The 26124-nt window shown below is 63.2% G+C and carries 20 protein-coding genes; 2 read left to right on the top strand and 18 right to left on the bottom strand.

Annotation, left to right across the window (positions count from 1 at the left end):
* The 17 genes from OH720_RS17020 to OH720_RS17100 all read right to left on the bottom strand — a co-directional run bounded on the left by OH720_RS17020 (window position 1) and on the right by OH720_RS17100 (window position 22244).
* Window positions 1–1647: an ABC transporter ATP-binding protein gene (locus OH720_RS17020; RefSeq protein ID WP_008063711.1), complete on the bottom strand. Its 1647-nt coding sequence runs from the start codon at window positions 1645–1647 to the stop codon at window positions 1–3.
* Window positions 1648–1649: 2 nt separating this feature from the next.
* Window positions 1650–2477: an ABC transporter permease gene (locus OH720_RS17025; RefSeq protein ID WP_272602126.1), complete on the bottom strand. Its 828-nt coding sequence runs from the start codon at window positions 2475–2477 to the stop codon at window positions 1650–1652.
* Between the two features lie 3 nt (window positions 2478–2480).
* Window positions 2481–3440: an ABC transporter permease gene (locus OH720_RS17030; RefSeq protein WP_008063713.1), complete on the bottom strand. Its 960-nt coding sequence runs from the start codon at window positions 3438–3440 to the stop codon at window positions 2481–2483.
* Between the two features lie 166 nt (window positions 3441–3606).
* Window positions 3607–5208, bottom strand: coding sequence for an ABC transporter substrate-binding protein (locus OH720_RS17035; protein WP_272602127.1), 1602 nt, complete (start codon window positions 5206–5208; stop codon window positions 3607–3609).
* Window positions 5209–5306: 98 nt separating this feature from the next.
* Window positions 5307–6722: an aldehyde dehydrogenase family protein gene (locus tag OH720_RS17040; protein ID WP_272602128.1), complete on the bottom strand. Its 1416-nt coding sequence runs from the start codon at window positions 6720–6722 to the stop codon at window positions 5307–5309.
* Window positions 6715–7905: a pyridoxal phosphate-dependent aminotransferase gene (locus OH720_RS17045; RefSeq protein ID WP_272602129.1), complete on the bottom strand. Its 1191-nt coding sequence runs from the start codon at window positions 7903–7905 to the stop codon at window positions 6715–6717. Before OH720_RS17045 ends, OH720_RS17040 begins: the two co-directional genes overlap by 8 nt.
* A 24-nt stretch (window positions 7906–7929) precedes the next feature.
* Window positions 7930–9537, bottom strand: coding sequence for a 5-guanidino-2-oxopentanoate decarboxylase (locus OH720_RS17050; RefSeq protein ID WP_272602130.1), 1608 nt, complete (start codon window positions 9535–9537; stop codon window positions 7930–7932).
* Between the two features lie 10 nt (window positions 9538–9547).
* The gene (locus tag OH720_RS17055) at window positions 9548–11647 is read right to left on the bottom strand and encodes an acetate--CoA ligase family protein (protein WP_272602131.1); all 2100 of its coding nucleotides are present in this window, start codon (window positions 11645–11647) and stop codon (window positions 9548–9550) included.
* A 17-nt stretch (window positions 11648–11664) separates the two neighbouring features.
* Window positions 11665–12825 (bottom strand): acyl-CoA dehydrogenase family protein, encoded by a 1161-nt coding sequence (locus tag OH720_RS17060; protein ID WP_272602132.1) that lies wholly within the window; start codon window positions 12823–12825, stop codon window positions 11665–11667.
* Window positions 12826–12868: 43 nt separating this feature from the next.
* On the bottom strand, window positions 12869–13660 hold the full coding sequence (locus OH720_RS17065) for an enoyl-CoA hydratase/isomerase family protein (protein ID WP_008063724.1): 792 nt from the start codon (window positions 13658–13660) through the stop codon (window positions 12869–12871).
* Window positions 13661–13990: 330 nt separating this feature from the next.
* Window positions 13991–15403, bottom strand: a complete 1413-nt coding sequence (locus OH720_RS17070) for an amino acid permease (RefSeq protein WP_272602133.1) — start codon at window positions 15401–15403, stop codon at window positions 13991–13993.
* A 204-nt stretch (window positions 15404–15607) separates the two neighbouring features.
* Window positions 15608–17869 carry an ATP-binding protein gene (locus tag OH720_RS17075; RefSeq protein ID WP_272602134.1) on the bottom strand — a complete coding sequence of 754 codons (2262 nt, stop codon included), beginning with the start codon at window positions 17867–17869 and terminating at the stop codon, window positions 15608–15610.
* Complete coding sequence (locus OH720_RS17080; RefSeq protein WP_442967197.1) at window positions 17866–18612, bottom strand: substrate-binding periplasmic protein; 747 nt, start codon at window positions 18610–18612, stop codon at window positions 17866–17868. Before OH720_RS17080 ends, OH720_RS17075 begins: the two co-directional genes overlap by 4 nt.
* 31 nt (window positions 18613–18643) lie before the next feature.
* A complete protein-coding gene (locus OH720_RS17085) occupies window positions 18644–19360 on the bottom strand; it encodes a response regulator (RefSeq protein WP_272602136.1) in 717 nt (238 codons plus the stop codon).
* Window positions 19361–19434: 74 nt separating this feature from the next.
* Window positions 19435–20082 carry a TetR family transcriptional regulator C-terminal domain-containing protein gene (locus OH720_RS17090; RefSeq protein WP_008059671.1) on the bottom strand — a complete coding sequence of 216 codons (648 nt, stop codon included), beginning with the start codon at window positions 20080–20082 and terminating at the stop codon, window positions 19435–19437.
* A gap of 243 nt (window positions 20083–20325) precedes the next feature.
* The gene (locus OH720_RS17095; RefSeq protein WP_272602137.1) at window positions 20326–21117 is read right to left on the bottom strand and encodes a class II aldolase/adducin family protein; all 792 of its coding nucleotides are present in this window, start codon (window positions 21115–21117) and stop codon (window positions 20326–20328) included.
* 77 nt (window positions 21118–21194) lie between these two features.
* Window positions 21195–22244: an ABC transporter substrate-binding protein gene (locus OH720_RS17100; RefSeq protein ID WP_272602138.1), complete on the bottom strand. Its 1050-nt coding sequence runs from the start codon at window positions 22242–22244 to the stop codon at window positions 21195–21197.
* Window positions 22245–22444: 200 nt separating this feature from the next.
* On the opposite strand from OH720_RS17100, the gene OH720_RS17105 reads away from it, so the two are divergent.
* Window positions 22445–24406, top strand: a complete 1962-nt coding sequence (locus tag OH720_RS17105; RefSeq protein WP_272602139.1) for an oxidoreductase — start codon at window positions 22445–22447, stop codon at window positions 24404–24406.
* 177 nt (window positions 24407–24583) lie between these two features.
* The gene (locus OH720_RS17110; protein ID WP_272602140.1) at window positions 24584–25180 is read left to right on the top strand and encodes a cupin domain-containing protein; all 597 of its coding nucleotides are present in this window, start codon (window positions 24584–24586) and stop codon (window positions 25178–25180) included.
* Here the strand turns inward: OH720_RS17110 and OH720_RS17115 are convergent.
* Window positions 25177–26109, bottom strand: a complete 933-nt coding sequence (locus OH720_RS17115; RefSeq protein ID WP_008059658.1) for a helix-turn-helix domain-containing protein — start codon at window positions 26107–26109, stop codon at window positions 25177–25179. The genes OH720_RS17110 and OH720_RS17115 overlap by 4 nt on opposite strands.
* Window positions 26110–26124 lie beyond the last annotated feature (15 nt).

Here is a 26124-nt window from a genome sequence, read left to right on the forward strand (position 1 = left end):
TTAGACTTTTTCCAGCATAGGGTTTGAATTCGGGGTGGCGCGGCTGGCCAGCAGGCGGTCGAGCCAGTCGGGGTCCATTTGCGGTTCGGAGGAAAACAGCAGGCCGGTGTAATCCTGGTGCGGTGGCGTGAAAATAGCACTGCGCGAGCCGTGATCCACCACCCTGCCCCGTTGCATCACCAGCACTTCGTCGGCAATCGCGCGCACGGTGGCGACGTCATGGGTGATGAACAGGTACGCCACGCCGAGCTGTTGCTGAATGCGGTTGAGCAGCTTGAGCACGCCTTCGGCCACCAGTTGATCGAGGGCCGAGGTGACTTCGTCGCAGATGATCAGTTGTGGATCGGCGGCCAGGGCCCGGGCGATGCAGATTCGTTGCTTTTGTCCACCGGACAACTCCCGGGGCTGGCGCTCCATGAAGGTCGCGGGATCGAGTTCGATCATTTCCAGCAATTCGGCCACCCGCGCGCGCATGGCCTTGCCCCTGAGCCCCAGGTAGAAGGTCAACGGCCGGCCGATGATGTCGACGATGCGCTGGCGCGGGTTCAGCGCCGTGTCCGGGATCTGGTAAATCATTTGCACACGGCGCAGTTGCTCCTTGCTGCGCTGGCGAAAGTCCGCGGGCAGCGGCTCGCCGTCATACAGCACTTGCCCGTAAGTCGGTGGCAACAAACCGGTGATCAACCGCGCCGTGGAGCTTTTGCCGCTGCCGGATTCTCCGATGACCGCCAGGGTCTGGCCGCGATACAGCTTCAAGGACACGTCATGCAGCACCGGTTGCTGGCCGTAGCTGGCGCAGCTGTTGCGCAGTTCCAGCAGCGGTTTTTCCTGTTGCGGACAGGGTTTGGGTTCGGTACGGAAACTGCGCACCGCCCACAATGACTTGGTGTAGTCCTCTTGCGGATCGCCGAGCATCTTGCGGGTCTCGGCCTCCTCCACCAGTTTGCCGTGGCGCAGCACCATGATGCGGTCGGCCATCTGCGCCACCACCGCCAGGTCGTGGCTGATGTAGATCGCCGCACTGCCGTAGGTCTTCACCGCATCGCGAATCGCCGCCAGCACTTCGATCTGGGTGGTGACGTCGAGCGCGGTGGTCGGTTCGTCGAAGATGATCAGGTCCGGGTGGCAGGCCATCGCCATGGCGGTCATGACCCGTTGCAGCTGGCCGCCGGAGACCTGGTGCGGGTAACGCTGGCCGATCTGTTCGGGGTTGGGCAGGCGCAGCACGCGATACAACTCCACCGCCTCGCGCATGGCCTGTTCACGGCTGATGCCGCCGTTCTTCACCGCCGATTCCACGTGCTGATCGATCAAGCGATGGGCCGGGTTGAACGAGGCTGCCGCACTCTGCGCGACGTAGGCGATGCGCAGGCCGCGCAGTTTGCGCAAGGCTTCGGGTTTGGCCTTGAGCAGGTCGATGCCGTCGAAATGCACCGTACCGCCGGTGATCTTGCAGCCGTCGCGGGTGTAGCCCATGGCGGACAGGCCCAGGGTCGATTTGCCCGCCCCGGACTCACCGATCAGCCCCAGCACCTCACCGCGTTGCAGGGTCAGGTCGATGCCCTTGATCAGTGGATGCCAGGCGTCCTCGTAGTGACCTTCGATGTGCAGGTTGCGAATTTCCAGCAAAGGTTTGGATGTCGTCATGTTCAGCACTCCTTGAGGCCGCTGGATTTGTGCAGCATCCAGTCGACGACGAAGTTGACGCTGACCGTGATCAGGGCCACGGCCAGGGCGGGCAGTAATGGACTGATGTCGCCGAAGGTGATCAGCACGGCGTTGTCGCGCACCATGCTGCCCCAGTCGGCGGTCGGTGGCTGGATGCCCAGGCCGAGGAACGACAGCGCACTGATGAACAGGAACACGAAGCAGAAGCGCAGGCCGAATTCGGCAATCAGCGGCGCCGCTGCGTTGGGCAGTACCTCGCGGGTCACCAGCCAGCACAGGCCTTCACCGCGCAGGCGCGCGGCCTCGACGAAGTCCTGCACCACCACGTTCATTGCCACGGCGCGCGACAGGCGAAACACCCGGGTCGCATCCAGCAGCGCGATCACCAGCACCAGCGAGGTGGCCGTGGTGCCGACCACACTGAGAATCAGCAAGGCAAAGATCAATTGCGGAATGGCCATGAGGATGTCCACCACGCGCGACAGGCCCTGATCGACCGCACCGCCCTTGATCGCCGCGATCAGGCCGCAGGTGCCACCGAGCAGGAACGCCAGCACCGTGGTCAGGAAGGCGATGCCCAGGGTATTGCGCGCGCCATAGACCAGGCGGCTGAACATGTCGCGCCCCAGGTTATCGGTGCCCAATAGGAATTGCCCGCCCCACGGCGCGAAGCCCTCGCCCACCACCTGGGTTTCGCCGAACGGCGCCAAAACCTCGGCGAACAGCGCCACCAGAATGTACACAACGATCACCAGCAATCCGAACTTCGCACTCAGCGGCGCCCGGACCAGTTGTTTAAGCAGGCTCATGGTCTACCCCTTTGGATGCATCAGGCGTGGGTTGCTGGCAATCGACAGCACGTCGGCGCTGGTATTGAGCAGGATGTAGGTGGCAGCGAAGATCAGGCTGCAGGCCTGGACCACCGGGATGTCGCGCTTGGCCACCGAGTCCACCAGCAACTGGCCGAGGCCCGGATAGACGAACACCACCTCGACCACCACCACGCCGACCACCAGGTACGCCAGGTTCAGCGCCACCACGTTGACGATCGGCGCCAGGGCATTGGGCAAGGCGTGGCGGAAGATGATGCGCGACTGGCTGATGCCCTTGAGCCGGGCCATTTCGATGTACGGACTGGCCAACAGGTTGATCAAAGAGGCGCGGGTCATGCGCATCATCTGCGCGATCACCACCAGGCTCAGGGTCGCCACCGGCAGCACCGAACGTTCCAGTACCTCACCCAGACTGGCGTTCGGCGAGAGGTTGGAAATGCTCGGAAACCAGTTGAGCTTCACCGCGAACACCAGAATCAGGATGTAGGCGACGAAGAACTCGGGGAACGACACCGCGCTCAAGGCCGAGGTATTGAGCAGGCGGTCGAACCAGCTGTTGCGATACAACGCCGCGAGCATGCCCAGCAACAACGCCAAAGGCACCGACACCAGGGCTGCCAACAGCGCCAGGCTGAAGGTGTTGCCCAACCGCGTGCCGACCAGTTCGGCGATCGGCCGCTGGTTGGCCAGCGACACGCCGAGGTCACCGTGCAGCAATTGCCAGATCCAGTGCCCGAAACGGGTCAGGGGCGGCAGGTCCAGGCCCAGTTGCGCGCGGTAGGCCGCCACGGTTTCCGGGGTGGCGGACTGACCGAGCATGGCCTGGGCGATATCGCCGGGGAGCAGGCCGACGGCGAGGAAGATGATGACTGATACCGCGAATAGCGAAAGCAGGCCTAACGCGAGGCGCTGCCCTAACAGCTTGAAAATACTTCTCATCGTGCAGTTCCTTGGATTGGGCACGCCTTGGAAGACCGCGAATTACCCCTGTAGGAGTAAGCCTGCTCGCGATAGCGGTGGATCAGACAACATCGATTTTGACTGTGCCGACGCCATCGCGAGCAGGCTCGCTCCTACAGGGGTTCTTCATTGTTTTGGCGGACGCTTACGCCTGCCACCAGCGCTCGATTACGCGCAAGCCGTCGAGTTCGCCATAGGGCGCGGTCTGCCCGCCGTGCACCACGCGATTGGAACGCGCCGCCACCGAGCTGGCGAACAGCGGCACGATCGCTCCGCCGTCATCCCGGCACAGGGACTGCATTTCGTTGTACATCTCGCGGCGCAGCGGGTCGTTCATCTCGCCCCGGGCGGCGTTGAGCAGCTGGTTGAAACGCGGGTTGTCCCAATGGGTTTCGTTCCACGCCGCGCCCTTGGCGTAGCCGATGCTGAACATGCGGTCGGCGGTCAGGCTGCTGTACCAGAACGAGGTGGTGAAGGGTTGCTTCATCCAGACGTTGGAGAAGAAACCGTCGGCGGGCTCGCGCACCACATCGATGTCGATCCCCGCCGCACGGGCCTGCTCCTTGAACAGTACCGAGGCATCCACTGCCCCGGTGTACGCCGCGTCTGAGGCCTGCAGGCGGACCTTGAGCGAATCCAGGCCGGCCTGTTTCAGGTGGAAGCGCGCCTTGTCCGGATCGTATGTGCGTTGTTCCAGTGCGGTGTTGATGAAGCGGCTGCCGGGCTGGATCGGGTGATCGTTGCCCACCAGGCCATAGCCGTGCAGCACCGACGCCAGCAGGGTTTCGCGATTGATCGCGTGCTTCATCGCCAGGCGCACGTCGTTGTTCTGGAACACCTGGCTGTCGGTGAGCATCGGGAAGGTGTAGTGCTGGGCGCCCTTGGTTTCTTCGATGATCAGGTTCGGGTTGCGCTTGAGCAGCGCCACGGTCTTGAGGTCGACCTTGTTGATCACGTCCACCTGCCCGGTAACCAGTGCGTTGACCCGCGCTGCGCCGTCGGCGATGGCGATCAACTCGGCACTGGCGAAGTGCGCCCGCCCGGCCTTCCAGTAATCGGGGCTGCGTTCCAGGGTCATGCGCACGCCCGGCTCGAAGTCCTTGAGGCGATAGCCGCCGGTGCCGACGCCGGCCTGCCAGTCCGGCGTGCCGTCCTTGCTCGGCATGATCACCAGGTGGTAATCGGCGACCACATAGGAGAAATCGGCGTTGCCCGAGTGCAGCTCGAACACCACGCTGTCGCTGCCATTGGCGCTGACCTTGGCCACGTCGCCCAGCACGGTCTTGGCCGCCGAGGTGGATTTCTCGCCAAGGTGATGCTGGATCGACGCGACCACGTCATCGGCGGTCAGGCTCTTGCCGTTGTGGAAGGTCACGCCCTGGCGCAGCTTGAAGGTCCAGACGCGTGCATCGGGGGTCGAGGTCCAGCTTTCGGCCAGTTCCGGGATCGCCGTGCCGTCCACGGCAATTTCGGTCAGGGTGTTATAGACCGCCGAGAAGCCGACGAAGGTGAAGGTATCGCTCCAGGAACCGGGGTCCTTGGAGTCGGTGGTGCTGCCGCCAGCCAGGCCCAAACGCAGCACGCCACCGGCTTTTGGCGTCGCCTCGGCAGCCATGGCGCCAAACGGCAAGCCCATGGTGAACGCCCCGGCGATTGCCGCAGCGGCTGCGCTGAACTTCAAAAAGTCACGGCGCGGAAAACTGAATTCATGGTTCGCTTGAGTAATTTTGTTTTTGTTATCGCTCATTGCATTGCCCCTGATCAAAAACTAATGGAATACCGGTTCAAAACCACGCAAGACACCGGGCCAGGGCCCGGTGCGCAAAACCTTTGAATCGCCAACAGTCACACCTGGATCGCCTTCACTTCGACGAATTCGCTGAGCCCCTCTTCCCCCCATTCACGCCCGTTGCCGGATTGTTTGTAGCCGCCGAACGGCGCCTGATAGTTGAATGCCGCGCCGTTGAGGAAACACTGACCGGCGCGCAGTTGCCGGCCCAATTGCAGGGCACGCTCGGTGCTGCCGGCCCAGACACCGCTGGACAGGCCGAACGGCGAGTCGTTGGCAATCTGGATCGCCTGCGCCTCGTCGTCATAAGGAATCAGGCACAAAACCGGGCCGAAGATTTCTTCCTGGGCGATACGCATGCTGTTGTCGACATCGGCAAACAGCGTCGGGCTGACGTAGTAGCCGCGCTCGAAGTCCGACGCCGCATTGCCACCGCACAGCAGGCGTGCGCCCTCTTCCTGGCCGATCCTGATGTAATCGAGCACGGTGCGACGTTGCCCGGCGGAACACATCGGGCCGAGGAAGCTCTGCGAATCCAGCGGATCGCCCATCTTCAGGCTCAGGGTTTCCTCCAGCGCAATCTCCAGCGCCTCGACATAACGACTGGCCGGCAGCAGCATGCGGGTCAAGGCGGTGCAGGTCTGGCCGGAATTGATCATCACGTCCTGTACGCCGTAGCGCACCGCAGCCGCAAGATCGGCATCTGCGGCAATCAGCAACGCCGACTTGCCGCCCAACTCCAGGCATACGCGCTTCACCGAAGGTGCGGCTGCCTGTGAGACTCGAACGCCCGCGCCGGTGGAACCGGTGAACGACACCATGTCCACGTCCGGGTGCTTGGCCAGGGCTTCACCGACCTTGGAACCCGGTCCGCTGACCAGGTTGAACACCCCGGCCGGCAGGCCGATGTCTTCGATCATCTGGGCCAGCAGAAACGCGTGTAACGGGGTTTCCTGACTTGGCTTGACCACCACCGTGCAACCCGCAGCGAGCGCCGGGGCGAGCTTGCCGATCAACTGGTGCAGCGGGTAGTTCCAGGGATTGATGAACGCACAGACGCCCACCGCCTCGCGAATCACCAGCGAGTTGCCGACTTCGCGCACTTCGTCCATCAGGCCCGCGAGCTCGACGTATTGCTCAAGCCCCACGATCGGTCCGTCCACTTGCACCGAACGGCACCATTGCACCGGCATCCCCAGTTCAGTGGTGATCACCGAGGCCATTTCATCGGCGCGGGTCTTCAGTTGATCTGCCAAGGCGCGGATGTAGCTGGCACGCACGCTCGACGGGGTGCGCGACCATGGACCAAAGGCCCGGCGTGCAGCGGCGACGGCATTGTCAACATCGCGTTCATCGCCCAGCGGCACGCTGCCGGCCACTTCTTCGTTCGCCGGGTTGATCACCTCGGCGCTGCCCTGGCCGGACGGGGTTTGCCAGCGTCCATCGATAAACAAAGCTTTGTGGTTAAGCATGAAGCCGAGCCTCCATCAATTCATGGGCGCAACGGGCGATGCGCTGGCAGGCATCGCGCAAAGGTTCGGGGCCAACCACCAGGCCGAGGCGAATGTGCCCGGCCGCACTCGGGCCGAAGGCTTCACCGGCCAGTGTCGAAACGCCGTGGCGATCGAGCAGACGATCAGCGAACGCCTGGGCGCTGAGCCCGGTTTCACGGATATCGAGCATCACGAACATCCCGCCATCGGGCTTCAAGGCGCGCACGCCCGGGCAATCCGCCAGGTGCTCGCACACCAGGTCGCGACGCTGGCGATAGGCTTCGCGCATGGCGTCCAGTTCCGGCAGGTCGCTTTCCAGCGCCACGACCGCCGCATCCTGAACGAAGTCCGGTGAACCGTAGAGCATGCACAGCGCGAGGTTTTCCAGGTGCGCGGCCAGGGACGGCGGCGCCACCACCCAACCGACCCGCCACCCGGTCATGGCGTGGGATTTCGACAGGCTGTTGAGGGTCGCGGTGCGCTCGGCCATACCCGGCAGGCTCGCCGGGCTGACGTGTTCGCCTTCGAACAGCAGTTCGCTGTAGACCTCGTCGGAAATCAGCCACAGGTCATGGGCGATGCACAGCTCGGCCAGGGCTTGCCAGGTAGTGCGCGGCAGGCTTGCACCGGACGGGTTGTGCGGGCTGTTCAGCGCCAGTGCACGGGTACGCGGAGTGATGCGGGTAGCGACGTCTTCGGGCAGCACGCGGAATCCGTTTTCCGAACGCACCGGCACCGGCACGACCTTGGCGCCGCAAGCGCCGAATACCGCTTCGTAGGTGACGTACATCGGCTCGGCGACGATCACCTCATCGCCCGGGTTGAGCACGCACTGGGCCACGCTGAACAGCGCGCACTGGGCGCCGGCCAGTACCGTGACTTCGTCGGCTGTCACCGACTGCCCACTGCGTTGGCGGTGGCGCTTGGCGATGGCCTCACGCAAGGCGCGTTTGCCGCGAACCTCGGCGTAATGGGTATTGCCGGCCAACAGGCTGTCGATGGCGCCCTGGACGATGGGTTGTGGCGTGTCGAAATCCGGGTCGCCCACTGACAGCAGCAGAATGTCCTTGCCCTGCTCCAGCAGGGCCAGCGCGCGGTAATGAATATCCCAGGCGGCAGCGCCGTCACCGGCGATACGTTGAGTCAGATCGGAAAAGCGCATGGCTTCATCCCCTTGAAATACAGATCAGTGCGCGCAGGCATGCTTGAGTTCGATCAGGGTCACGCCGTTGCGCTTGAAGCCGTGGCGCAGGTCGGTCTGCAACTCCGCGAGGCTTTGCGGCTGGGTTACGGTGCAGCCGAACGCACGCGCGAGGGCAGCGAAATCCGGGTTGCGTGGCAATACGCCGATGGGCTCGATGTCCAGGCCGAGCATGTCATCACGGATCTGCCCCAGTGCGTCGTTGTTCCACAGCAACACCACCAGCGGGCTGTCCAGTTCCTCGACGGCCGTCGCCAGTTCCTGCGCGGTGTAGAGGAAACCGCCATCGCCGACCAGCACCAGGCCAGGCCGCTGCGGCGCACCGAACTTGCCGCCGATGCCGGCCGGCAGGCCGTAACCCAAGGTGCCGTAGCCGGTCGGGTGCAACCAGCTGCGGGGGGCCTGCGAGTCGAAGGCGTAGTTGCCGGTGTAGGCCAGTTGGGTCATGTCGGTGCTGATGAAAGCGTTTTCCGGCAGTTCTTCACCAATGCGCTGAAGAATCGACTGATGAATCGATTGCAACGGACCATGGCTGGCCTTGACCGCTTCACGCAGTGCGCTGACCGAGGCAATCGCAGCGCTGGCATCACGCACCTCGGACGGCAAGCGCTCAAGCAAGCCACAGAGGGTTTGTTGCGCATCGCCATGCAAGGCCACGGCGCACGGGTAGAAGTCGTTGAACTTGCGCGGATCGATGTCCACCCGCAGCAGTTCGGCGTTGAGCGGCAGGCGTTCACGCCAGAAGTCGGTGTCGGCCATTTCGGTACCGACCGCCAGCACCACGTCGGCCTCGGCGATCAGGTTCCAGCCCGGTTCCACACATAGCGAGGAGCCGGCGTTGAGCGGCGCATTCGGTGGCAGCAAGCCCTTGCCGGCGACGCTGGTGAACAGCGGCGCAGCGAGTCGGGTGCTGATCTCTTGCAGCTGCGAAGTGGCCTTGAGTGCACCACCACCGGCGATGATCATCGGTCGTTTCGCGCCGTTGAGCTTGGCCACGGCTTGATCGATTGCAGTGGCGGATGCCGGACCACGCCCCGGACGGCGCACCACCTCGTTGCTCCAGTCACGCGCCACGGCTGCCGACAGCACGTCCAGCGGCACCGAAATGTGCACCGGGCGCGGACGCTCGCTGTCGAACACCGCATAGGCACGGGCGACCAGCTCCGGCAGGTCTTCGGCAGTCAAGGCCACTGCCGAGAACGCGGTGATCGGTGCGGTCATTGCGCGCTGATCCTGGCATTCATGGAGGATGCCCCAGCCCTTGCCCAGGCTGGCCGTGTGGTTGACGCTGGAAATCACCAGCATCGGGATCGAATCGGCGTAGGCCTGGCCGATGCCGGTGGCGGCGTTGGTCACACCGGGGCCGGTAATGACGAAGCACACCCCGGGTTTGCCACTGACCCGGGCATAGCCGTCGGCCATGAAACTGGCGCCTTGTTCGTGGCGGGTCAGCACGTGACGGATGCCGCTGCCGGGCAGGCCGCGATACAGCTCCAGGGTGTGGACGCCGGGAATGCCGAACACGGTATCGACGCCGTAGTTGGCCAGCAGGCGCACCAGCGCCTGGCCACCGGTCAAGGTTTTGCTTTGCATGTTTAGGTCCTCACACATGGGCGATGCGAATCAACGCATCGACCGCGGTCGTGCCATCGGCACCGACCAACAATGGGTTCACATCCAGTTCCAGCAACTGCGCGGCGTTTTCGCAGGCGTAGTCGGCCACGGCGCGGATTGCCGCCACCAGCGCGTCGAGATCCGCCGCCTGGCGACCGCGGAAACCTTGCAGCAACGGGGCACTGCGCAGGCCCAGCAAGGCCTGGCGGATCGCGCCGTCGGTGGTCGGCAGCAGCAGGCTGCGACTGTCCTTGAGCAACTCCACCAGAATCCCGCCGGCGCCAATCACCAGGGCCAGGCCGAAATCGTTTTCGCGCTTGATGCCGACAATCAGCTCGGCCAATGGCGGTTTGGCCATGGGTTCCAGCAGCAGTTGATCGAAGGCCACCTGCGGCGCGTAGGCCTTGATGCTGGCGCGCATCTTGTCCAGCGCGGCGCTCAAGGCCTTGTCGTCCTTGAGGTTCAGTGCCACGGCACCGGCTTCGGTCTTGTGCGGCAGTTGCGCGCTGACGGCTTTGACCACCAACGGATAGCCCAGCGCCGCGGCGTCCTTCAGGGCATTTTCCGGTGTGCTCAACACGCCGTTGGGCGTCGGCAGGCCAAAGGCACGCAAGGCCTGCTTGGAATCCCATTCATTGAGCAATTGCCCTTCGCCTTCCAGCGCTTGCGGGCACAGCGGCACCAGTGCCGATTCGCCGAGCGCCAGCAATGCCTGGCGCTTGCGTTGGTAACCGGCGATGCGCCCCCACGCCGCCAAGCCGTCTTCGACGCCCTGCAATGCCGCCACGCCCTGGGCATGCAAACGCTCGCGGGCGTGCGGCGGCAGCAGTTCCGGGAACGCCGAGGTGACGAAACCGGTCTTGCCGTGGCGCTCCAGCGCCTTGCAGTAAAGGTCCAGCAGCAGGTCGCATTCCTTGCGCTCGCCGGTGAACTGCGCCGGGTAGTCGAGCACCAGCATCGCCGCATCCGCTTCGGTGCGCAGGGCGCTGTCCAGCATGCGGTCCAGGGCTTCGCCGTCGCCCCAGATGGCGGTGGTGAAATCCAGCGGGTTGACCAGGTTGGCGTAGGTCGGCAGGACCTGGGCGAGCTCGTCGACCTGACCTTGGTCAAGTTTCGGCAGCGCCAGCTCATTGCGTTCGGCGTAGTCGGCAATCAAGCCGGCATCACCACCGGAACAGGCCAGCGCGATCAGGCTATTGCCCGCCGGCAAGTTGCCGCAGGCCGCCGCCTTCAGGGTTTCGACGAAACTCACCGGGCCGCTGACGCGGATCACGCCGAGGCGATCGAACAGCGCGTCGTACAGCGCATCGGAACCGGACAACGAACTGGTGTGACTCAAGGCCAGTTCGGCACCGATCTGCGACACACCGGTTTTCAGCGCGATGATCGGGATGCCCTTCTCCAGCGCCTTGTGCGCGGCACGAGCGAATCCCGGGACATTCTTCAGGCCTTCCAGGTGCAGGCCGATGGCGGTGACACGCGGCTCGTCGAGCAACACGTCCATCAGTTCCGCCACCCCCAGTTGCGCCTGATTGCCGACCGAGGCCATGTAGGCCACCGGCAGCGAGCGGTCGCTCATGGACAGGTTGTAGGCGAAGTTGCCGCTCTGGGTCAGCACCGCCACGCCCTTCTCCACCGCTTTGCCGCCGTGAGCCACCGGCCACAGCGCGCTGCTGTGCAGGTAGTCGAGCAGGCCGTAGCAGTTGGGGCCGAGCAAGGCCATGTCGCCCGCGGCCTCCAGCAGTTGCTGTTGCAGGGCCTGGCCTTCGGCGCCTGTTTCGGCAAAACCCGAGGCATAGCAGATCGCGCCGCCGGTGCCGATGGCTGCCAGTTCAGCGACACAGGTCAGGGTCAGGTCGCGGTTGGTGGCGATAAACACCGCGTCCGGCCCGCAGGGCAAATCGGCAATGTTGCGCACGCAAGGCACGCCTTCAAGGCTGTCGTGCTGCGGGTTGACCAGCCACATCTGGCCTGGGTAGCCGCCCTCGGCGCAGCGCTTGAGGGCGCGAGCCATGCTGCGGCCGCCGACAAAGGCCACGTGGCGTGGCGCGAGCATGCGCTTGAGGTTGTCACGAATGGTCTGGGACATGGCAATTCTCCGGGCGATCAGCGCAGCAGCGGCCGCAGCAGTTCGCGGGAAATGATGTGGCGCTGGATTTCCGAGGTGCCTTCCCAGATCCGCTCGATCCGCGCGTTACGCCAGATACGTTCCACCGGACCTTCGTCCATCAGGCCCATGCCGCCAAAGATCTGCACCGCCTCATCGGCCGCGCGGCCGAGCACTTCGCTGGCAAACAGCTTGGCCATGCCGGCCTCGCCATCGGTCATGGTGCCCTGGTCCATTTTCCAGGCGGTGTGCAGGGTCAGCAGTTCGGCGGCGCGGATTTGCGTCGCCATGTCGGCCAACTTGAACGACACCCCTTGGTAGGTGCCGATCGGCTGGCCGAATTGCTTGCGATCCGCCGCCCATTGCAGCGACACGTCCAGTGCCCGTTGCGCCTGTCCGACGCAGTTGGCGGCAACCATCACCCGGCCTGCGGTGAGCCAGGCGTTGGCCACGTCCCAACCCTTGCCGACTTCGCCCAGCACTTTGGAGGCCGGTACACGGCAGTCGTCAAAGAACATTTCGAAGGTGTGATAACCACGGTTGCTCACACACTTCGGTCCACGGCGGATGGTCATGCCCGGGGTGTTGCGGTCGACCAGGAACGAGGTCACGGCGTTGCGTTTCTTGCCGTTGTGTTCATAGGTGTCGGTGACGGCGAAAACAATGGCGAAATCGGCGTGGCCGGCGTGACTGATGAAGTGCTTGCTGCCGTTGAGCACGAAGTCGTCGCCCTCACGCACGGCGCGGGTCTTGATCGCGTTGGCATCGGAACCGGCACCCGGTTCGGTCAGGGCGAAGCAGTCGATTTTCTCGCCCTGGATGCATGGCAGCAGGTAGTCGTTGATCTGCTCGCCTTTGCAGGCCATGAGGATCTTCGAAGGTCGTGCGACGAAGACGTGCAGCGCCCAGGAGACTTTGGACAGCTCACGTTCGATCAGTGCCTGGGACAGGTAATCGAGGCCACCACCGCCCACCTCTTCGGGCATGTTGAAGGCATAGAAACCGGCGGCGATCGCCTTGCCACGGATCTGCGCGGCCAGTTCCGGGGAGACTTCGTCTGCGCGGTCGACCTCGGTTTCATAGGGCAGCAGTTCCTTCTCGACGAAGCTGCGTACCGAGTCCACCAACATTTCTTGTTCTTGGGTCAGTTGGAAATTCATGCTGCTACCTGTTGTTCGTATGCTGTTAGAGGTTTGCCAAGGCTTAGCGACCGATAAAGCGTGCCGGGCGTTTTTCCGTGGCGGCGCGCAAGGCTTCGTTGCCGTCTTCGCTGCGACCGCACAGCAGGCCGGCGGCCAGTTCCGCTTGCAGTTGTTCGGCCAGGCTACGGTCGGCGCCTTCGCGCATGAGCTTTTTGGTCTGGGCGAAGGCAAAGGTCGGTCCGGCAGCCAGGCGGGCGGCGAGCTCGCTGGTGACCGTCAGCAGTTGATCGTCGGCGCAAACTTCGCCGACCAGGCCGGCGGCCAGGGCGCGGTCGGCACCCCACAGTTCGTCGAGGAACAACAGGCGCTTGGCTTGCTCGGTGCCGATCAGCCGTGGCAGGTGCCAACTGGCGCCGGCGTCTGGCGAGTAGGCCATGCTGGTGTAGCCGGCCTTGAACCGCGCCGATTGCCCGGCGATGCGCAGGTCGCAGCACAGGGTCAGGTCCATGCCGGCGCCGACGGCGGTGCCGTTGATGGCGGCGATGGTCGGTTTGTCCAGGCTGTGCAGGCGGGTCATCAGGGCGTGGGCGGTTTCGGTCCAGCCGTAGGTTTCCAGGGCGCCACGCGCTTCGGCTTCGGCCCATTCAGCCAGGTCGGCACCGGCGCAGAAGCTGCGGCCGCTGCCGGTCAACACCACCACGCGCACCGCGGGATCAGCGTTGAAAGCGTCGAGCAAGGCGTGCAGGTTTTTCAGGGTCGGGATGTCCAGCGCATTGCGCTGGGCGGTGCGATTGAGGGTGATCCAGGCAACGCCGGCTTCGACCTGACTGAGCAGAGAATCGTGAGTAGTCATGCGAGTCCTCGAATTATTGTGATTGGTCTGAGGTGATGCGACTTGAGGCCATACTAAACGAGTGTTCAGTAAGGCGGCAATTGCTGGGAAGATTTGCTGTAACAAGCAGAAAAATAATCTATCTATCTGTTTTTATTGGATATTCATAATAAATGGTCGTTCAAGCTCTTGGCGTTGTTACAACTTCGAACAACTACCTACGCAACGCCACAAACAACTGTGGGAGCGGGCTTGCCCGCGAAAGCGATCTGTCAGTCGACATTGATGTTGACTGGCACGACGCCTTCGCGGGCAAGCCCGCTCCCACAGGGGATGGGTTGAATCGGAGATTTATGCGCTCGGCAGGCTCGGCGCCAACACCTCTTCGCGCTTGCGGTGGAACAGGAAGTACGCGCCATAACACAGCGCAATGAATCCAAACCCCCAATACAGCGATGGCCGCTGGGTTTCATCCAGTGCCAGGAACACGAACAGCGAGCAGCACAGCGTGATGCACATCAGCGGCAATACCGGGAACCAGGGCGCGCGGTATTTCAGGTCGCTGAGTTTGCCGCCGTCACGCAGGTAGGCCTTGCGGAACTTGTACTGGGCCAAGGCGATGACGATCCAGGTCACCGTGCCGGACATCCCGCTCACCGCCATCAGCACCATGAACAAGGTGTCGGCGGCAATGAAACTGGTCATCAGCGATACCAGGGCGAAACACAAGGTGATGCTCAGCGCGCGCAACGGCACGCCACGTTTGCTCAACGGCGCCAGGCTCTTGGGTGCCATGCCGGTTTTCGACATCGCCCACAGGATGCGCGTCGAGGCGTACAGACCGGAGTTGCCCACCGACAGGATCGCCGTGAGGATCACGAAGTTCATCAGGTCGGCGGCGTAGGGAATGCCGACCATGTCGAACACCTGCACGAACGGGCTTTCCATCAGCCCCGCCTGCTGCCACGGCACGATGGCCGACAGCACGACGATCGCCAGTACGTAGAAGATCAGCACGCGAAACACAACGTTGCGCACGGCGCGGGGAATGCTTTTTTCCGGCTGGTCGGTTTCGCCCGCCGCCACACCCATGATCTCGCAGCCCTGGAAGGCGTAGACCACGGTCATCATCACCGCGAACACCGCGGACATGCCGTTGGGGAACAGCGAGTCACCGATCAGGTTGGTCATCATCGGCGCCGGTGCGCCACTGGTCAGCGGGATTGCGCCGAAGATCACCAGCACTCCGACCACGATAAAACCGAGAATCGCCGCCACCTTGATGCCGGAGAACCAGTATTCCGCCTCACCGAAGGCACGGGTTGCCATGGCGTTGATGCCGAACAGCACCACCACGAACAGCGCCGACCAGTACCAGATCGGCACCGCCGGGAACCAGCGCGTCATCAACATGCCGGCGGCGGTGAACTCCAGGCCCACGGTGGTGGCCCAGCTCATCCAGTACACCCAGCCGATCATGAAGCCGGTGGCCGGGCCGATGAATTTGGTCGCGTGGGTCTGGAACGAGCCGGACACCGGCATCTGCACCGACAGTTCGCCCAGGCAGACCATCACCAGGTACATCAGGAAACCAGCGACCAGATAGGCCAGGATCGCCCCCACCGGCCCGCCCTGGTTGATGGTCACGCCGGAGCCCATGAACAGCCCGGTGCCGATCACGCCGCCCAGGGACAACATGAAAATGTGCCGACTCTTCAGCGCCCGAGTCAGCTGTATGCCTTTACGATCGGTGTTTTCGTTCATGCCCGGCACCCCGACTGGGTGACACGGGCAGCGCATGACGGGAGATCAGGCAGGGAGGAAGCAGCTTTACGGCAATTCATTATTATTATCTCCAATAAGCTTCGAAGACCGCGCTGCGGCGGTTGCGTCGATTATTGGAAAGCCATGTAAGGCCCTGTTGTACGTAAAGATCGAAGTTGTAGAAAGTCGTAACAAATTTGTACGTCAGCTCTGCAACAGGCCTTTGAGGGTGTGCAGCGAACCTTGCAGTTGCGCTTCGACGAGGGGCACCAACGATCGAATCGCCGGTTGGTCATGGCCCAGCGCCGCGACTTCGAGGCTGCGTAATACCGCGGCCAATGCACGAAATCCCAGGGAGTCGCTGCTGCCGGCCAGGCGGTGCGCCAATTGTGCCACTTCGGTGCAATCGTCTGCCGCAATGGCTTCGCTCAGCCCCTCACGGTGTTGCAGGATCGAATCGCGCAGCACGGCCAGCAGGCCCTGGACTTTCTGTTCGCCAAGCAAACTGCGATGGGTCTGCAGCAACGGCCAGTCCATCGCTGCGTCGTCTACCCCGGACGGCGCGGTGGTTGCCTGCCCCGCCAGCACCTGTCGCAGATTTTCCAGCTTCAAGGGTTTGGCCAGAATGCCGTCCATGCCGGCATCCAGGTAGCCGCGCACCAACGCCGGTTGCACGCTGGCGGTCAAGGCCAGGACGCGCGTGTGACGGTTCGGTCCGTCGTTGCTGCGGATCTGTTCGCACAGCTGCACGCCGCTCATCCCCGGCAGATGCACATCCAGCAAGATCAGATCGAAGCTGCGCGCCGTGCATTGCACCCATGCCTGTTCAGCATCGTTGGCCAGCCAGACTCGATGCCCGTCCCGTTGCAGCAAGCCCTCGGCCACTTCGCGGTTGAGCGCCACGTCCTCGACCACCAGGATATCCAGCGCCGGGCCCGCGGCATGAGTGGGCGTCGGGGTAATGGCTTCGATGGCCGGCTGCAACGTCAACTCGAACCAGAAACAACTGCCGCGCCCGACTTCGCTGCTGACGCCGATGCCGCCGCCCATCTTCTCCACCAGGTGCTTACAGATGGCCAGCCCCAATCCCGTGCCGCCATAACGCTGCGCGACTTCTTCGCTGGCCTGGGTGAAACGCTCGAAAATCTTCGCCTGCATCGCCGGGGCGATACCGATGCCGTTGTCGGTGACACTCACCCGCAGACGTTGCCCGAGCTGCTCTTGCGGCAGTGCGAGCAACGCCACTTCAACGCTGACGTCGCCACCTTCGGTGAACTTGATGGCGTTGGCCAACAGGTTACTTAACACCTGGCGCAGGTATTGCTCGGCGCCGTGGTGAAGTTCGGCCACCCGTTGATCGACCCGGCAATGCAGGATCGTGTCGTTGTCCAGCGCCTTGGGCTCCAGCAGCGTGAGGACTTCGTCGAGCAACTGGCGAATGGAGAAATTCACCGGCTCCGGGAGGCTGGTGCCCTCCTCCAGCTTGGCGAAATACAGCACTTCATTGAGGATGGTCAGCAGTCCCTCGCCGGCCTTGTGCAACGCATCCAGGCGCTTGCTGTCCTGCGGCTCGAGACTGGCACCACGCAGCAACTCGGCCATGCCCAGGATGCCATTGAGCGGCGTGCGCAGTTCGTGGCTCATGGTCGCCAGGAACCGCGACTTGGCGAGGTTGGCCGCTTCGGCTTCGTCCTTGGCGCGCATCAGGCTGGCCGTGCGGCGCTCGACCATTCGCAGCAATTCGTCGCGGTTGTCCTGCAGGGCCAGGCGGTCAGTTTCCCGGCGGTCGATGTCACTGAGGATCGCCCGGCGCATGTCGTCGAGGGCATGGGCCACGGTGTCGATTTCGTCGTTTTGCGCGCCAGGCCGCTTGTCCAGGCGCAGCGGCTCGTGCCATTGCCCTGCGGCTATGCGCCGGGCAAATCCGGCCATGACTTTCAGGTGGCGAGTCACCAGTCGATAAAACAGCCCCGACAGCGCCACCGCCAGGCCGCAAAAAAACACCGCCATCCACAACAGGTTGGTCAAGCCGGTGGCGTACAGTCTCTGATACACCCCCCCCAGGTCAGTGCTGACTTCGAGCTCGCCCAGATGGCGCAACGGACCTGAGGGGGGTTGGTAATCGAGGGCAAAACGCTCGATGCGCAACGGCCCTGCCGGCGCGGGATTGCCTTGCACCAGGTCAAAATCCGGACCGGTCAGGTGCACCCTGGCGACGTCGGAGAAATCCACCAGGCCGCGCAGCTGCACATTCAACTGCTCCTGGTTCAGGTCCCAGAGACTGCGCTCCAGGCTGGCCAGGTAACCGGCGCGAATCAGCTCCATGCGCGAGTCGATCTCGCGCATTTCCCGGCGATACTCGATGTACAGCTGCACACTGCTGGCAAGCACGGTAAAACACAGGCTGAACAGCAGGATGAACCACAGCAGGCGCCGCAGCAGTCCTCCGGGGCGGGCGCGGATCATTGCGCGTTCGCCGGCAGGTTGATCATGTCGCGGTAGATGACTTCGCTTTCATCGAGCAGGCGCTGCACATCACCGGCATCCACCATGCGCTGCAACTGCGCATCGATCTGCGGCATCTGGGCGGCCAACGGCGAACGGCGGGAAACGGCGACCCGCAGGTAGTCCACGCTCAGGGCCTTGGGCAAGGCCACGATGTCCTCGGCGCCGGGCAGGTTCTGCACGTACAGCTCGCCGGTGCGGCGCTCCTGGGTGATGAAATCGATGCGCCCGCGAATCAGCTTGCCGAAATTCTGCCGGCTGCTGGCGACCCATTCGATGTTGTTGTGCTCCGCGACCATGCGATCGAACGCCACGCCGTAGCTTTCACCGAACAGCAAGCCGCCACGGTACTGGGCCAGGTCCTGCAGTTGTTCGAACTTCACCGGATGCTGGCGATTGATGAACAACGCCACCTCTTCGCGCAGCACCGGCACGCTGGAAAACAGCATGCTCTGTTCCCGTTGCGCGGTGCTGTAGGCCAGCACCACATCGACCCGGCCTTCGGCAGCGTCCAACAGGCAGCGTTTCCAGTTATCCAGCACCACGATCTCGACCTCGTAGCCGAGCTTACCGAACAACTGCCGGACCACGCTCGGCGCCAGGCCTCGCACCTGTTTGCCGTCGCTCCAGGAAATCGGCGGGTACACCGGGTAATCGCAATAGCGGATCTTGTCCGCCGCCTGCACGTTGCTCGCCAACAACATCAGTAGCACCCAGAGCAACCGTCCCACCGCGTCACGCCGCCAGGCTGGCAGTGAACAGGTAACCGGCGCCGTGGATGGTGATGATCAGTTGCGGTTCGGCGGGATCGTCGTGCAGCTTGCGGCGCAAGCGCCCGACCAGCACGTCGATCGAGCGGTCGTTGGGCACCCACTCGCGGTTGCGGATCTGGTCCATCAATTGGTCGCGGCTGAGGGTGTGGCCGCTGTTGCGCAAAAACACGCTGAGCAACTGGTATTCGCCGTGGGTCAGCAACGTTTCGCTGCCGGCCGGGTCGATCAGGCGCCGGCGGTCGGTGTCCAGCGCCCAGCCGGCGAACTGCTTGACCGGTTTGGTAACGGCGGCAACCGGCTGTGGCGCCTGCGCATGGCGTACCCGGCGAATGAGGTTTTTTGCCCGCGACACCAGTTCCCGTGGGTTGAGGGGCTTGATCACGTAGTCATCGGCGCCGCATTCGAGGCCGACGATGCGATCGATTTCGTCATTGCGCCCGGTGATCAGGATGATCCCGACTTCCGATCGCACCCGCAGTTCGCGGGTCAGGGTCAGGCCGTCCTTGCCGGGCAGGCGGATATCGAGCATGACCAGGTCGACGGCTTCGCTTGCCAGGAAGGTTTCGGCCAGTTCCGCCGTGGCGGCGCAATGCACGTCGTAGCCTTCCTGGGACAGGTAGGCATGCAACAGTTCGCGAATCAGCGGATCGTCATCGACGATCAGTACCCGAGGAGTCATTGCTGGGTGTCCTGCTTGTTTCTTATTAGAGGGCTTGCATCAGCGCCAGAGAGTAGCCACTGCTGAACAGGTGATCAACAGCTACTCGTCTGCACGCAAAACCGCTGCCGGCCACCGGCCTGCAAACCGTCGACCCAGGCTTCGCAAATCTGGATGCCCTGCTCGGGGGTAAAGGTCCCCGGATTGAGCCCGGACTCCAGCCACAGGCCATCGAGCAACGCGCTGAGGCTGATCGCGGCCAGGTCGGCATCGAAGTGCTCCCAACCCTCCTCCTGCGCCAGTTCCCTGAGCACCTTGCCCAGGATCGCCCGGTACTCGCCATAGGAATGCTCGTGGGCCTGATTGATCGCCTCGGCCGTTTTTACCGCGCCCCAGAAGGCGAGCCAGGCATCGATCAGTTGCGGGTCGAGCAATTCGGCGCAGAACGAAGCACGAAAAAACGCCGACAAGCGCTCCCGGCCAGTGGGTGCCGCTTGCTCCATGGCGTCGCGCAGCAACGTCATGACGCGCCCGGTGATCGCCATGTAGGCCTCGGCCACCAGTTCGTCCTTGCCCGAATAGTGATGGCTGATCAGCCCCACCGAAACCCCCGCCTCGGCGGAAATCTTGCGGATCGACGCGCCCTGGAAACCATGGCGCTTGAGGCACACCAGCGTCGCCTCGATCAGATTGGCCTTGCGCAACTCCGGTTCCATGCGGGAAAAACGGGCTTCCTGATTCATGGGCGACTGCTCCTGCGTTCTCGATCGTTGGGGCTCGTAATTTGGCCGCGAGTTGAACGACTGTACAGCAAGAGCGTAGTTGGTCTCCAGTCAGACGTTGGTCAGGTTGAACGCGGCGCGCCCATCGCGAGCAGGCTCACTCCTACAGTGATTTTGGTCGTTCGCGGATTTTGCGTACACCCACACACCTGTAGGAGTGAGCCTGCTCGCGATGAGGCCCGCCCGAACGACCGAGAATCTGGATCAGTCCCGATACCCCGGCGCCACCCGATCCAGCAACCGCAACAAAGCCGCCCAAGCCAATTGCATGGCATCAGGGTCGCTCAGCTCACCGTCGTCCAACGGCCGCCCCGGATCATTGAACTGCCGCTCGGTGTGCGCGCAAACCTCCGCCGGCGGCAACACCAACTCCCCGGCCGCCTGCGCCGCCAGCTGGATTTCGCAAGCCTTTTCCAGGTAATACATGCGCAAGAATGCCTGGCTCACGGTTTCGCCGACGGTCAGCAGGCCATGGTTGCGCAACATCAACACCGGCTTGTCACCCATGTCGGCCACCAGCCGTTGCTGCTCGCTCATGTCCAGGGCCACGCCTTCGTAGTCGTGGTAGGCAACGCGGCCGTAGAACTCCATGGAAATCTGGTTCACCGGCAACAGCCCGCACTTCAACGCCGCCACCGCGCACCCTGATTTGGTGTGAGTGTGCAGCACGCATTGCGCGTCTTCGCGAGCGCCGTGAATGGCGCTGTGAATCACGAAACCGGCCGGGTTGACCGGGTACGGCGATGACTCCACCGCATGACCATCGAGGTTGATCTTGACCAGATTGGACGCGGTGATTTCATCGAACATCAACCCGTAGGGATTGATCAGGAAGTGATGCTCCGGCCCCGGAATACGCACCGAGATGTGGGTGAAGATCAGGTCGGTCATGCGGAAATGCGCAATCAGGCGATAACAGGCCGCCAGTTCTTCACGCAGGCGCTGTTCGGTGGCGCTGCGCTCGGGGGCGGTCTGGGCAGTGGCAAGATTATTCATTATTCGGGTTCTCCAGGCTGTTCGGCTGGGCAGACAGTAAGGCTGGACGCTTCGACAGGTCCAGCCATCCCCTGTAATTATTTGCTGGCCCAGGCGTTGAAGCGTTCTTCCAGTTCTTCGCCATGGTCGACCCAGAACCCAACGTTCATCGACAGCGCGCCCTTGAGGTTCTGCGGCGCCGTGGGCACCCATTGCGCCAGTTTGTCATCGAGTCGCGCGGCGGCCTGGATGTTGGTCGGGCCATAGGGAATTTGCTCGACGTATTTCACCTGCGCATCCGGCTGGTTGGCGAAGTCAATGAAGCGCTTGGCCTGGTCGACGTGCCTGGAGCCCTTGATGATTGCCCAGTAGTCCATGCCGTACAGGCTGCCGGGCCAGACCAGCGCCAGGTGGCTGCCTTTTTGCGCAGCGTCGGCGATGCGCCCGCTGTAGGTCGAGGTCATCACCACGTCGCCTGCGGTCAGCCACTGTGGCGGTTGCGCGCCGGCTTCCCACCACTGGATGTAAGGCTTGAGCTCAGTCAGTTTGGCGAATGCCCGGTCCACGCCTTGCGGGGTGCCGAGTACCTTGTAGACCTCTTCGGTTTTCACGCCGTCCGCCAGCAAGGCGAATTCCAGGTTGTACACCGCGCGCTTGCGCAGCCCGCGCTTGCCGGGGATTTTCTGCACATCCCAGAAGTCCGCCCAGGACGTCGGGGCCTGGGCCAGTTTGTCGGTGTCGTAGGCAATCGCCACGCTCCACACCAGCGCGGCGGACCCGCATTCCTGCGCGGCCTCCGGGATCAACTGGTCGGCGTGCCCCAGGCGCGTCCAGTCCAGTCGTTCATACATGCCCTCCTCGCAGCCGCGCATCAGGTCCGGGCCTTCGATCTGCACCACGTCCCAGTCGACGTTGCCGGTGTCGACCATGACCTTGATCTTGGCCATTTCGCCGTTGTATTCGCTCTGGATCACCTTGCTTTGATCCACCGCGGCAAAAGGCTGGAAGAACGCCACGTCCTGGGCTTTTTGTCCGGCGCCGCCGTAACCGACCACCACCATGTCCGATGCTGCCTGCGCGCTGCCAAGGCTCATGGCCAGGGTCAATGCCAGGGGATAAAAACCGTGCTTGAGCGTATTCGATTTCATCAGTGGTTCCTCGTGCAGGTGCCACTCGACCCGAGGTCGACATGGCCCTTTTTTATTGTTGGTGAGGTTCGCCCCAGGAGCGGGCACGACACGAAGCTAATCAAGGCCAAGTAAAAAAACAAGTTGATTTTTTACTGAAGGTAAATTTCTATAGAACAATAATAACAACGCCGAAATCTGCTGCCTGGAGTGCCCGTACCATGCCGACCCCGACACCTGCCTTCGCGCACCTGTTCGAACCCTTGCAGATCCGTGGCAAGCGCCTGAAAAACCGCATCATGTCCAGCGGTCACGACACCTCCATGCCCACTGACAACCTGGTCAACGAGCAGCTGATTGCCTATCACCGGGCACGGGCCGAAGGTGGTGTCGGACTGATCGTGCTGCAGGTGGCCGGGGTGCATGACAGTGCGCGGTACACCTCCCATGTGCTGATGGCCACCGGCGATGAATGCATCGAGGGCTACCGCAAACTGGCGCAAACCTGCCACGCCCATGGCACCCTGGTGCTGTCGCAGGTGTTCCATCCGGGGCGGGAAATCATGGAGTCCAGCGACGGTCTGCTGGCGGTGGCTTACTCGGCGTCGGCGGTGCCTAACGAGCGCTTCCGGGTGATGCCACGGGCGCTGGACCAGGCGATGATCGACGAGATTGTCCAAGGTTACGCGGCGGCGGCCCGACGCCTGCACCAGGCCGGCATCGATGGCGTGGAAGTGGTCGCCAGTCACGGTTACCTGCCGGCGCAGTTCATTAACCCGCGAGTCAACCGGCGCACCGATGGCTACAACGGCGAGCTGGAGCAGCGCCTGCGTTTCCTGCGTGAAGTCATTGCCGCCATCCGGGCTGCGACTGACGATCAATTCATCATCGGCCTGCGCATCTCCGCCGATGAACGCGACCCCGAGGGGCTGACCGAGGACGAGTCCCTGGCTGCCGTGCAATCGCTGCAAGCGCAACTGGACTACGTACACATCGTCGCCGGCACCTCGGCATCACTCGGCGGTGCCGTACACATCGTGCCGCCGATGGCGATCGAAGCGGCGTACCTGGCCAGGGAGGCCGGCACCTTCAAGGCAGGTTTGAATATTCCGTTGTTCGTCACCGGGCGCATCAACCAACCCCAGGAAGCCGAGTTGATCCTGGCTCGCGGTCAGGCCGATGTGTGCGGCATGACCCGGGCGTTGATCTGCGATCCACAAATGCCCAACAAGACCGACGTCGGCCGCGTCGAAGATGTGCGTGCGTGCATTGCCTGCAACCAGGCGTGCATCGGGCACTTCCACAAGGGCTTGCCGATTTCCTGCATCCAGCACCCGGAAACCGGCCGTGAGTTGATTTTTGGCCAACGCCAACCGACTGTAAAACGCAAACGCATCATGATTGCCGGCGGTGGCCCGGCCGGGATGAAAGCCGCTGCCGTGGCCGCCCAGCGCGGACATGAGGTGACGCTGTACGAGGCCAGCGCGCAACTGGGCGGCCAGGTGCTGCTCGCGCAACTGCTGCCACGGCGCAGCGAATTCGGCGGTGCCAGCACCAACCTGCAACGGGAAATGCAATTGGCCGGGGTGCGTGTGGTGCGCAATACACGGGTCGACCGCGCACTGGTGGAGCAGGAGAAACCGGACATGGTGATCGTCGCCACGGGTGCCGAACCCTATTGGCCGCCCTTCGAGCGCGGTGGCGAACTGCAGGTGGTGGATGCCTGGCAAGTGCTGCGAGACGAGGTAAAAATCGGCCGTTCGGTGGTGGTGGTCGACTGGCGCTGCGACTGGATCGGCCCCGGTATCGCCGAGCGCCTGACCCGTGCCGGGCATCAGGTGCAATTGGCAGTCAACGGCACCCATTGCGGGGAAAACCTGCCGCTGTACGTGCGCGATCAACTGGCCGGCGAGCTGCACAAGCTCGCCATTCCGATCATCCCCTATGCCCGGTTGTACGGCTGTGACGACAACACGGTCTACCTGCAGCACACCGCCAGCGGTGAGCCGATGCTGCTGGAAAATGTCGATACGCTGGTGCTGTGCCAGGGCCATCAGCCGGTGGATACCCTGGGCGAGCAACTGCAAGGACTGGTGGAATTTCGCCGCATCGGCGACTGCCTGGCGCCGCGTACCGCCGAAGAAGCGATTTACGAGGGACTTAAAGTCGCGTGGGAGCTTTAAGCCTGTTTATACTCCGGGGCTTTGATGGCTGACACCAACCCTGTAGGAGCGAGCCTGCTCGCGATGGACTCGAAAACGCCGCGTTGAACCAGACTGTACGCGTCATCGTTAGCGACCATCGCGAGCAGGCTCGCTCCTACAGGGATTTGCGCCACTCCTCCCGGTTCGGATTTAACCATGAGCAACAGCAGTAAGACCCAGCCCGCAACCGGCAGCGCCGAACCGCATTTCCTCGGCACACGGATTCGCGGCCTGCGTAAACGTCGGGGCATGACCCTGGCGGAACTGGCGCAGCAGAGCGAGCTGACCGCCGGCTATATCAGCCAGCTGGAACGCAACCTCGCCTACCCGTCGATCCCGGCGCTGTTCAACATTGCCCGCAGTCTCGGCGTGACCATCCAATGGTTTTTTGCCAGCGAGGCGATCACCGATCCTGAAGACGACGGTATCGTCGTGCGCAAGCACAGCCGCCTGAACGTGCATTACGAAGACGGCATCGTCGACCAGTTGCTCACCCCGCAAGCCAACCGCCAGCTGGAAATGCTCCACTCGCGTTTCCCCCCCGGCACCTACAGCCAGCAAAGCTACAGCCACGACGGCGAAGAAGCCGGCTATCTGCTGTCGGGCAGCTTCGAGTTATGGGTTGGCGAGCGCCATTTTCAACTCAATGAAGGCGACAGCTTCAGTTTCTCCAGCCAGGAACCACACCGCTACGGCAATCCCGGCGAGGTGGACGCCGTGGTGATCTGGGTGATCACCCCACCGACCTTCTAACGCCGGCCGCGCCCCACAGCCTGAGCCACGCTTGCACGCTTGAGGGTGTCGCTCGGCAGTTCCTTGAACAGCGCCCGATAGCTGCTGGAAAACCGTCCCAGGTGCCAGAACGACCAGTGCATCGCCACTTCGGCCACGGTGGTTTGCGCCGGCGTGCGGCTGAGCAGTTCGCGGCGGGCGCTGTTCAGGCGGCGCAGGCGCAGCCATTGGGCCGGCGCCATGCCGGTGAAGGTCTTGAAGGTGTGTTGCAGCTGGCGCAGCGAAACCCCGGCGACCTGGGACAACGCCAGCAGGTTGAGCTGTTCTTCCGGGCTGTCCGCCGCCCATTCCCCTACCCGCTTCATGATCGCCCGCTCCCCGGCCCGGCGCTGCAGTGCGCCCTGGTCGAGGCAGACACAGGCGTTGTCGAGGATGAACAGGCAGTCGTCCAGCAACTGCTCGGTCAAGGCTTCACGGCTTGGCGGGTCGTAGGTCTGCGACAGCTGGGTCAGGGTTGCGCTGAGCCAGCGACTGAACAAGGCATTTTGCTGTGAATTGAGCGGCGCCATGAACAACCCCTCAAGCCTGGCGACGTCCAGGGCATGGCGCTGGACAAACTCCGGCCCGAACACCACGGCGATTTCCTGGTAGTTCTCCGGGGTGATCCAGATGTTGCGGCTTTCGCCGTTCAACACGTACAGCGCGTTGTCGCTGCGGTCGAAACAGAACGCCAGCGAGCCTTGTGGCGCGCTGAAATTCTGCTCGACCCGGGTGTTCATGTGCTCCTCGTAAATCTCCACGCCCTGCAGGTCCAGATAGCGAACGCGGCCTGCGAAATGCCCCGGCGACATCTGTTGGTAGTGCTGGACCCAGCCCGGTGTAGCGCGGATTTGCTCGGCGATATCGGCCGTGCTGAACGCCTGGACCTGTAATGAATTGCAGACTGTCATAGGGTGACCTTACGC

The sequence above is a fragment of the Pseudomonas sp. WJP1 genome, from assembly GCF_028471945.1.
GTDB lineage: Bacteria > Pseudomonadota > Gammaproteobacteria > Pseudomonadales > Pseudomonadaceae > Aquipseudomonas.

Coding starts and splice junctions, on each gene's coding strand:
- OH720_RS17065 (WP_008063724.1), bottom strand. CDS start 13,660: ATGACTACTCACGATTCTCTGCTCAGTCAGGTCGAAGCCGGCGTTGCC.
- OH720_RS17035 (WP_272602127.1), bottom strand. CDS start 5,208: ATGAGCGATAACAAAAACAAAATTACTCAAGCGAACCATGAATTCAGT.
- OH720_RS17115 (WP_008059658.1), bottom strand. CDS start 26,109: ATGACAGTCTGCAATTCATTACAGGTCCAGGCGTTCAGCACGGCCGAT.
- OH720_RS17070 (WP_272602133.1), bottom strand. CDS start 15,403: ATGAACGAAAACACCGATCGTAAAGGCATACAGCTGACTCGGGCGCTG.
- OH720_RS17060 (WP_272602132.1), bottom strand. CDS start 12,825: ATGAATTTCCAACTGACCCAAGAACAAGAAATGTTGGTGGACTCGGTA.
- OH720_RS17025 (WP_272602126.1), bottom strand. CDS start 2,477: ATGAGCCTGCTTAAACAACTGGTCCGGGCGCCGCTGAGTGCGAAGTTC.
- OH720_RS17055 (WP_272602131.1), bottom strand. CDS start 11,647: ATGTCCCAGACCATTCGTGACAACCTCAAGCGCATGCTCGCGCCACGC.
- OH720_RS17110 (WP_272602140.1), top strand. CDS start 24,584: ATGAGCAACAGCAGTAAGACCCAGCCCGCAACCGGCAGCGCCGAACCG.
- OH720_RS17050 (WP_272602130.1), bottom strand. CDS start 9,537: ATGCAAAGCAAAACCTTGACCGGTGGCCAGGCGCTGGTGCGCCTGCTG.
- OH720_RS17090 (WP_008059671.1), bottom strand. CDS start 20,082: ATGAATCAGGAAGCCCGTTTTTCCCGCATGGAACCGGAGTTGCGCAAG.
- OH720_RS17020 (WP_008063711.1), bottom strand. CDS start 1,647: ATGACGACATCCAAACCTTTGCTGGAAATTCGCAACCTGCACATCGAA.
- OH720_RS17095 (WP_272602137.1), bottom strand. CDS start 21,117: ATGAATAATCTTGCCACTGCCCAGACCGCCCCCGAGCGCAGCGCCACC.
- OH720_RS17080 (WP_442967197.1), bottom strand. CDS start 18,612: ATGTTGTTGGCGAGCAACGTGCAGGCGGCGGACAAGATCCGCTATTGC.
- OH720_RS17100 (WP_272602138.1), bottom strand. CDS start 22,244: ATGAAATCGAATACGCTCAAGCACGGTTTTTATCCCCTGGCATTGACC.
- OH720_RS17105 (WP_272602139.1), top strand. CDS start 22,445: ATGCCGACCCCGACACCTGCCTTCGCGCACCTGTTCGAACCCTTGCAG.
- OH720_RS17040 (WP_272602128.1), bottom strand. CDS start 6,722: ATGCTTAACCACAAAGCTTTGTTTATCGATGGACGCTGGCAAACCCCG.
- OH720_RS17045 (WP_272602129.1), bottom strand. CDS start 7,905: ATGCGCTTTTCCGATCTGACTCAACGTATCGCCGGTGACGGCGCTGCC.
- OH720_RS17085 (WP_272602136.1), bottom strand. CDS start 19,360: ATGACTCCTCGGGTACTGATCGTCGATGACGATCCGCTGATTCGCGAA.
- OH720_RS17030 (WP_008063713.1), bottom strand. CDS start 3,440: ATGAGAAGTATTTTCAAGCTGTTAGGGCAGCGCCTCGCGTTAGGCCTG.
- OH720_RS17075 (WP_272602134.1), bottom strand. CDS start 17,869: ATGATCCGCGCCCGCCCCGGAGGACTGCTGCGGCGCCTGCTGTGGTTC.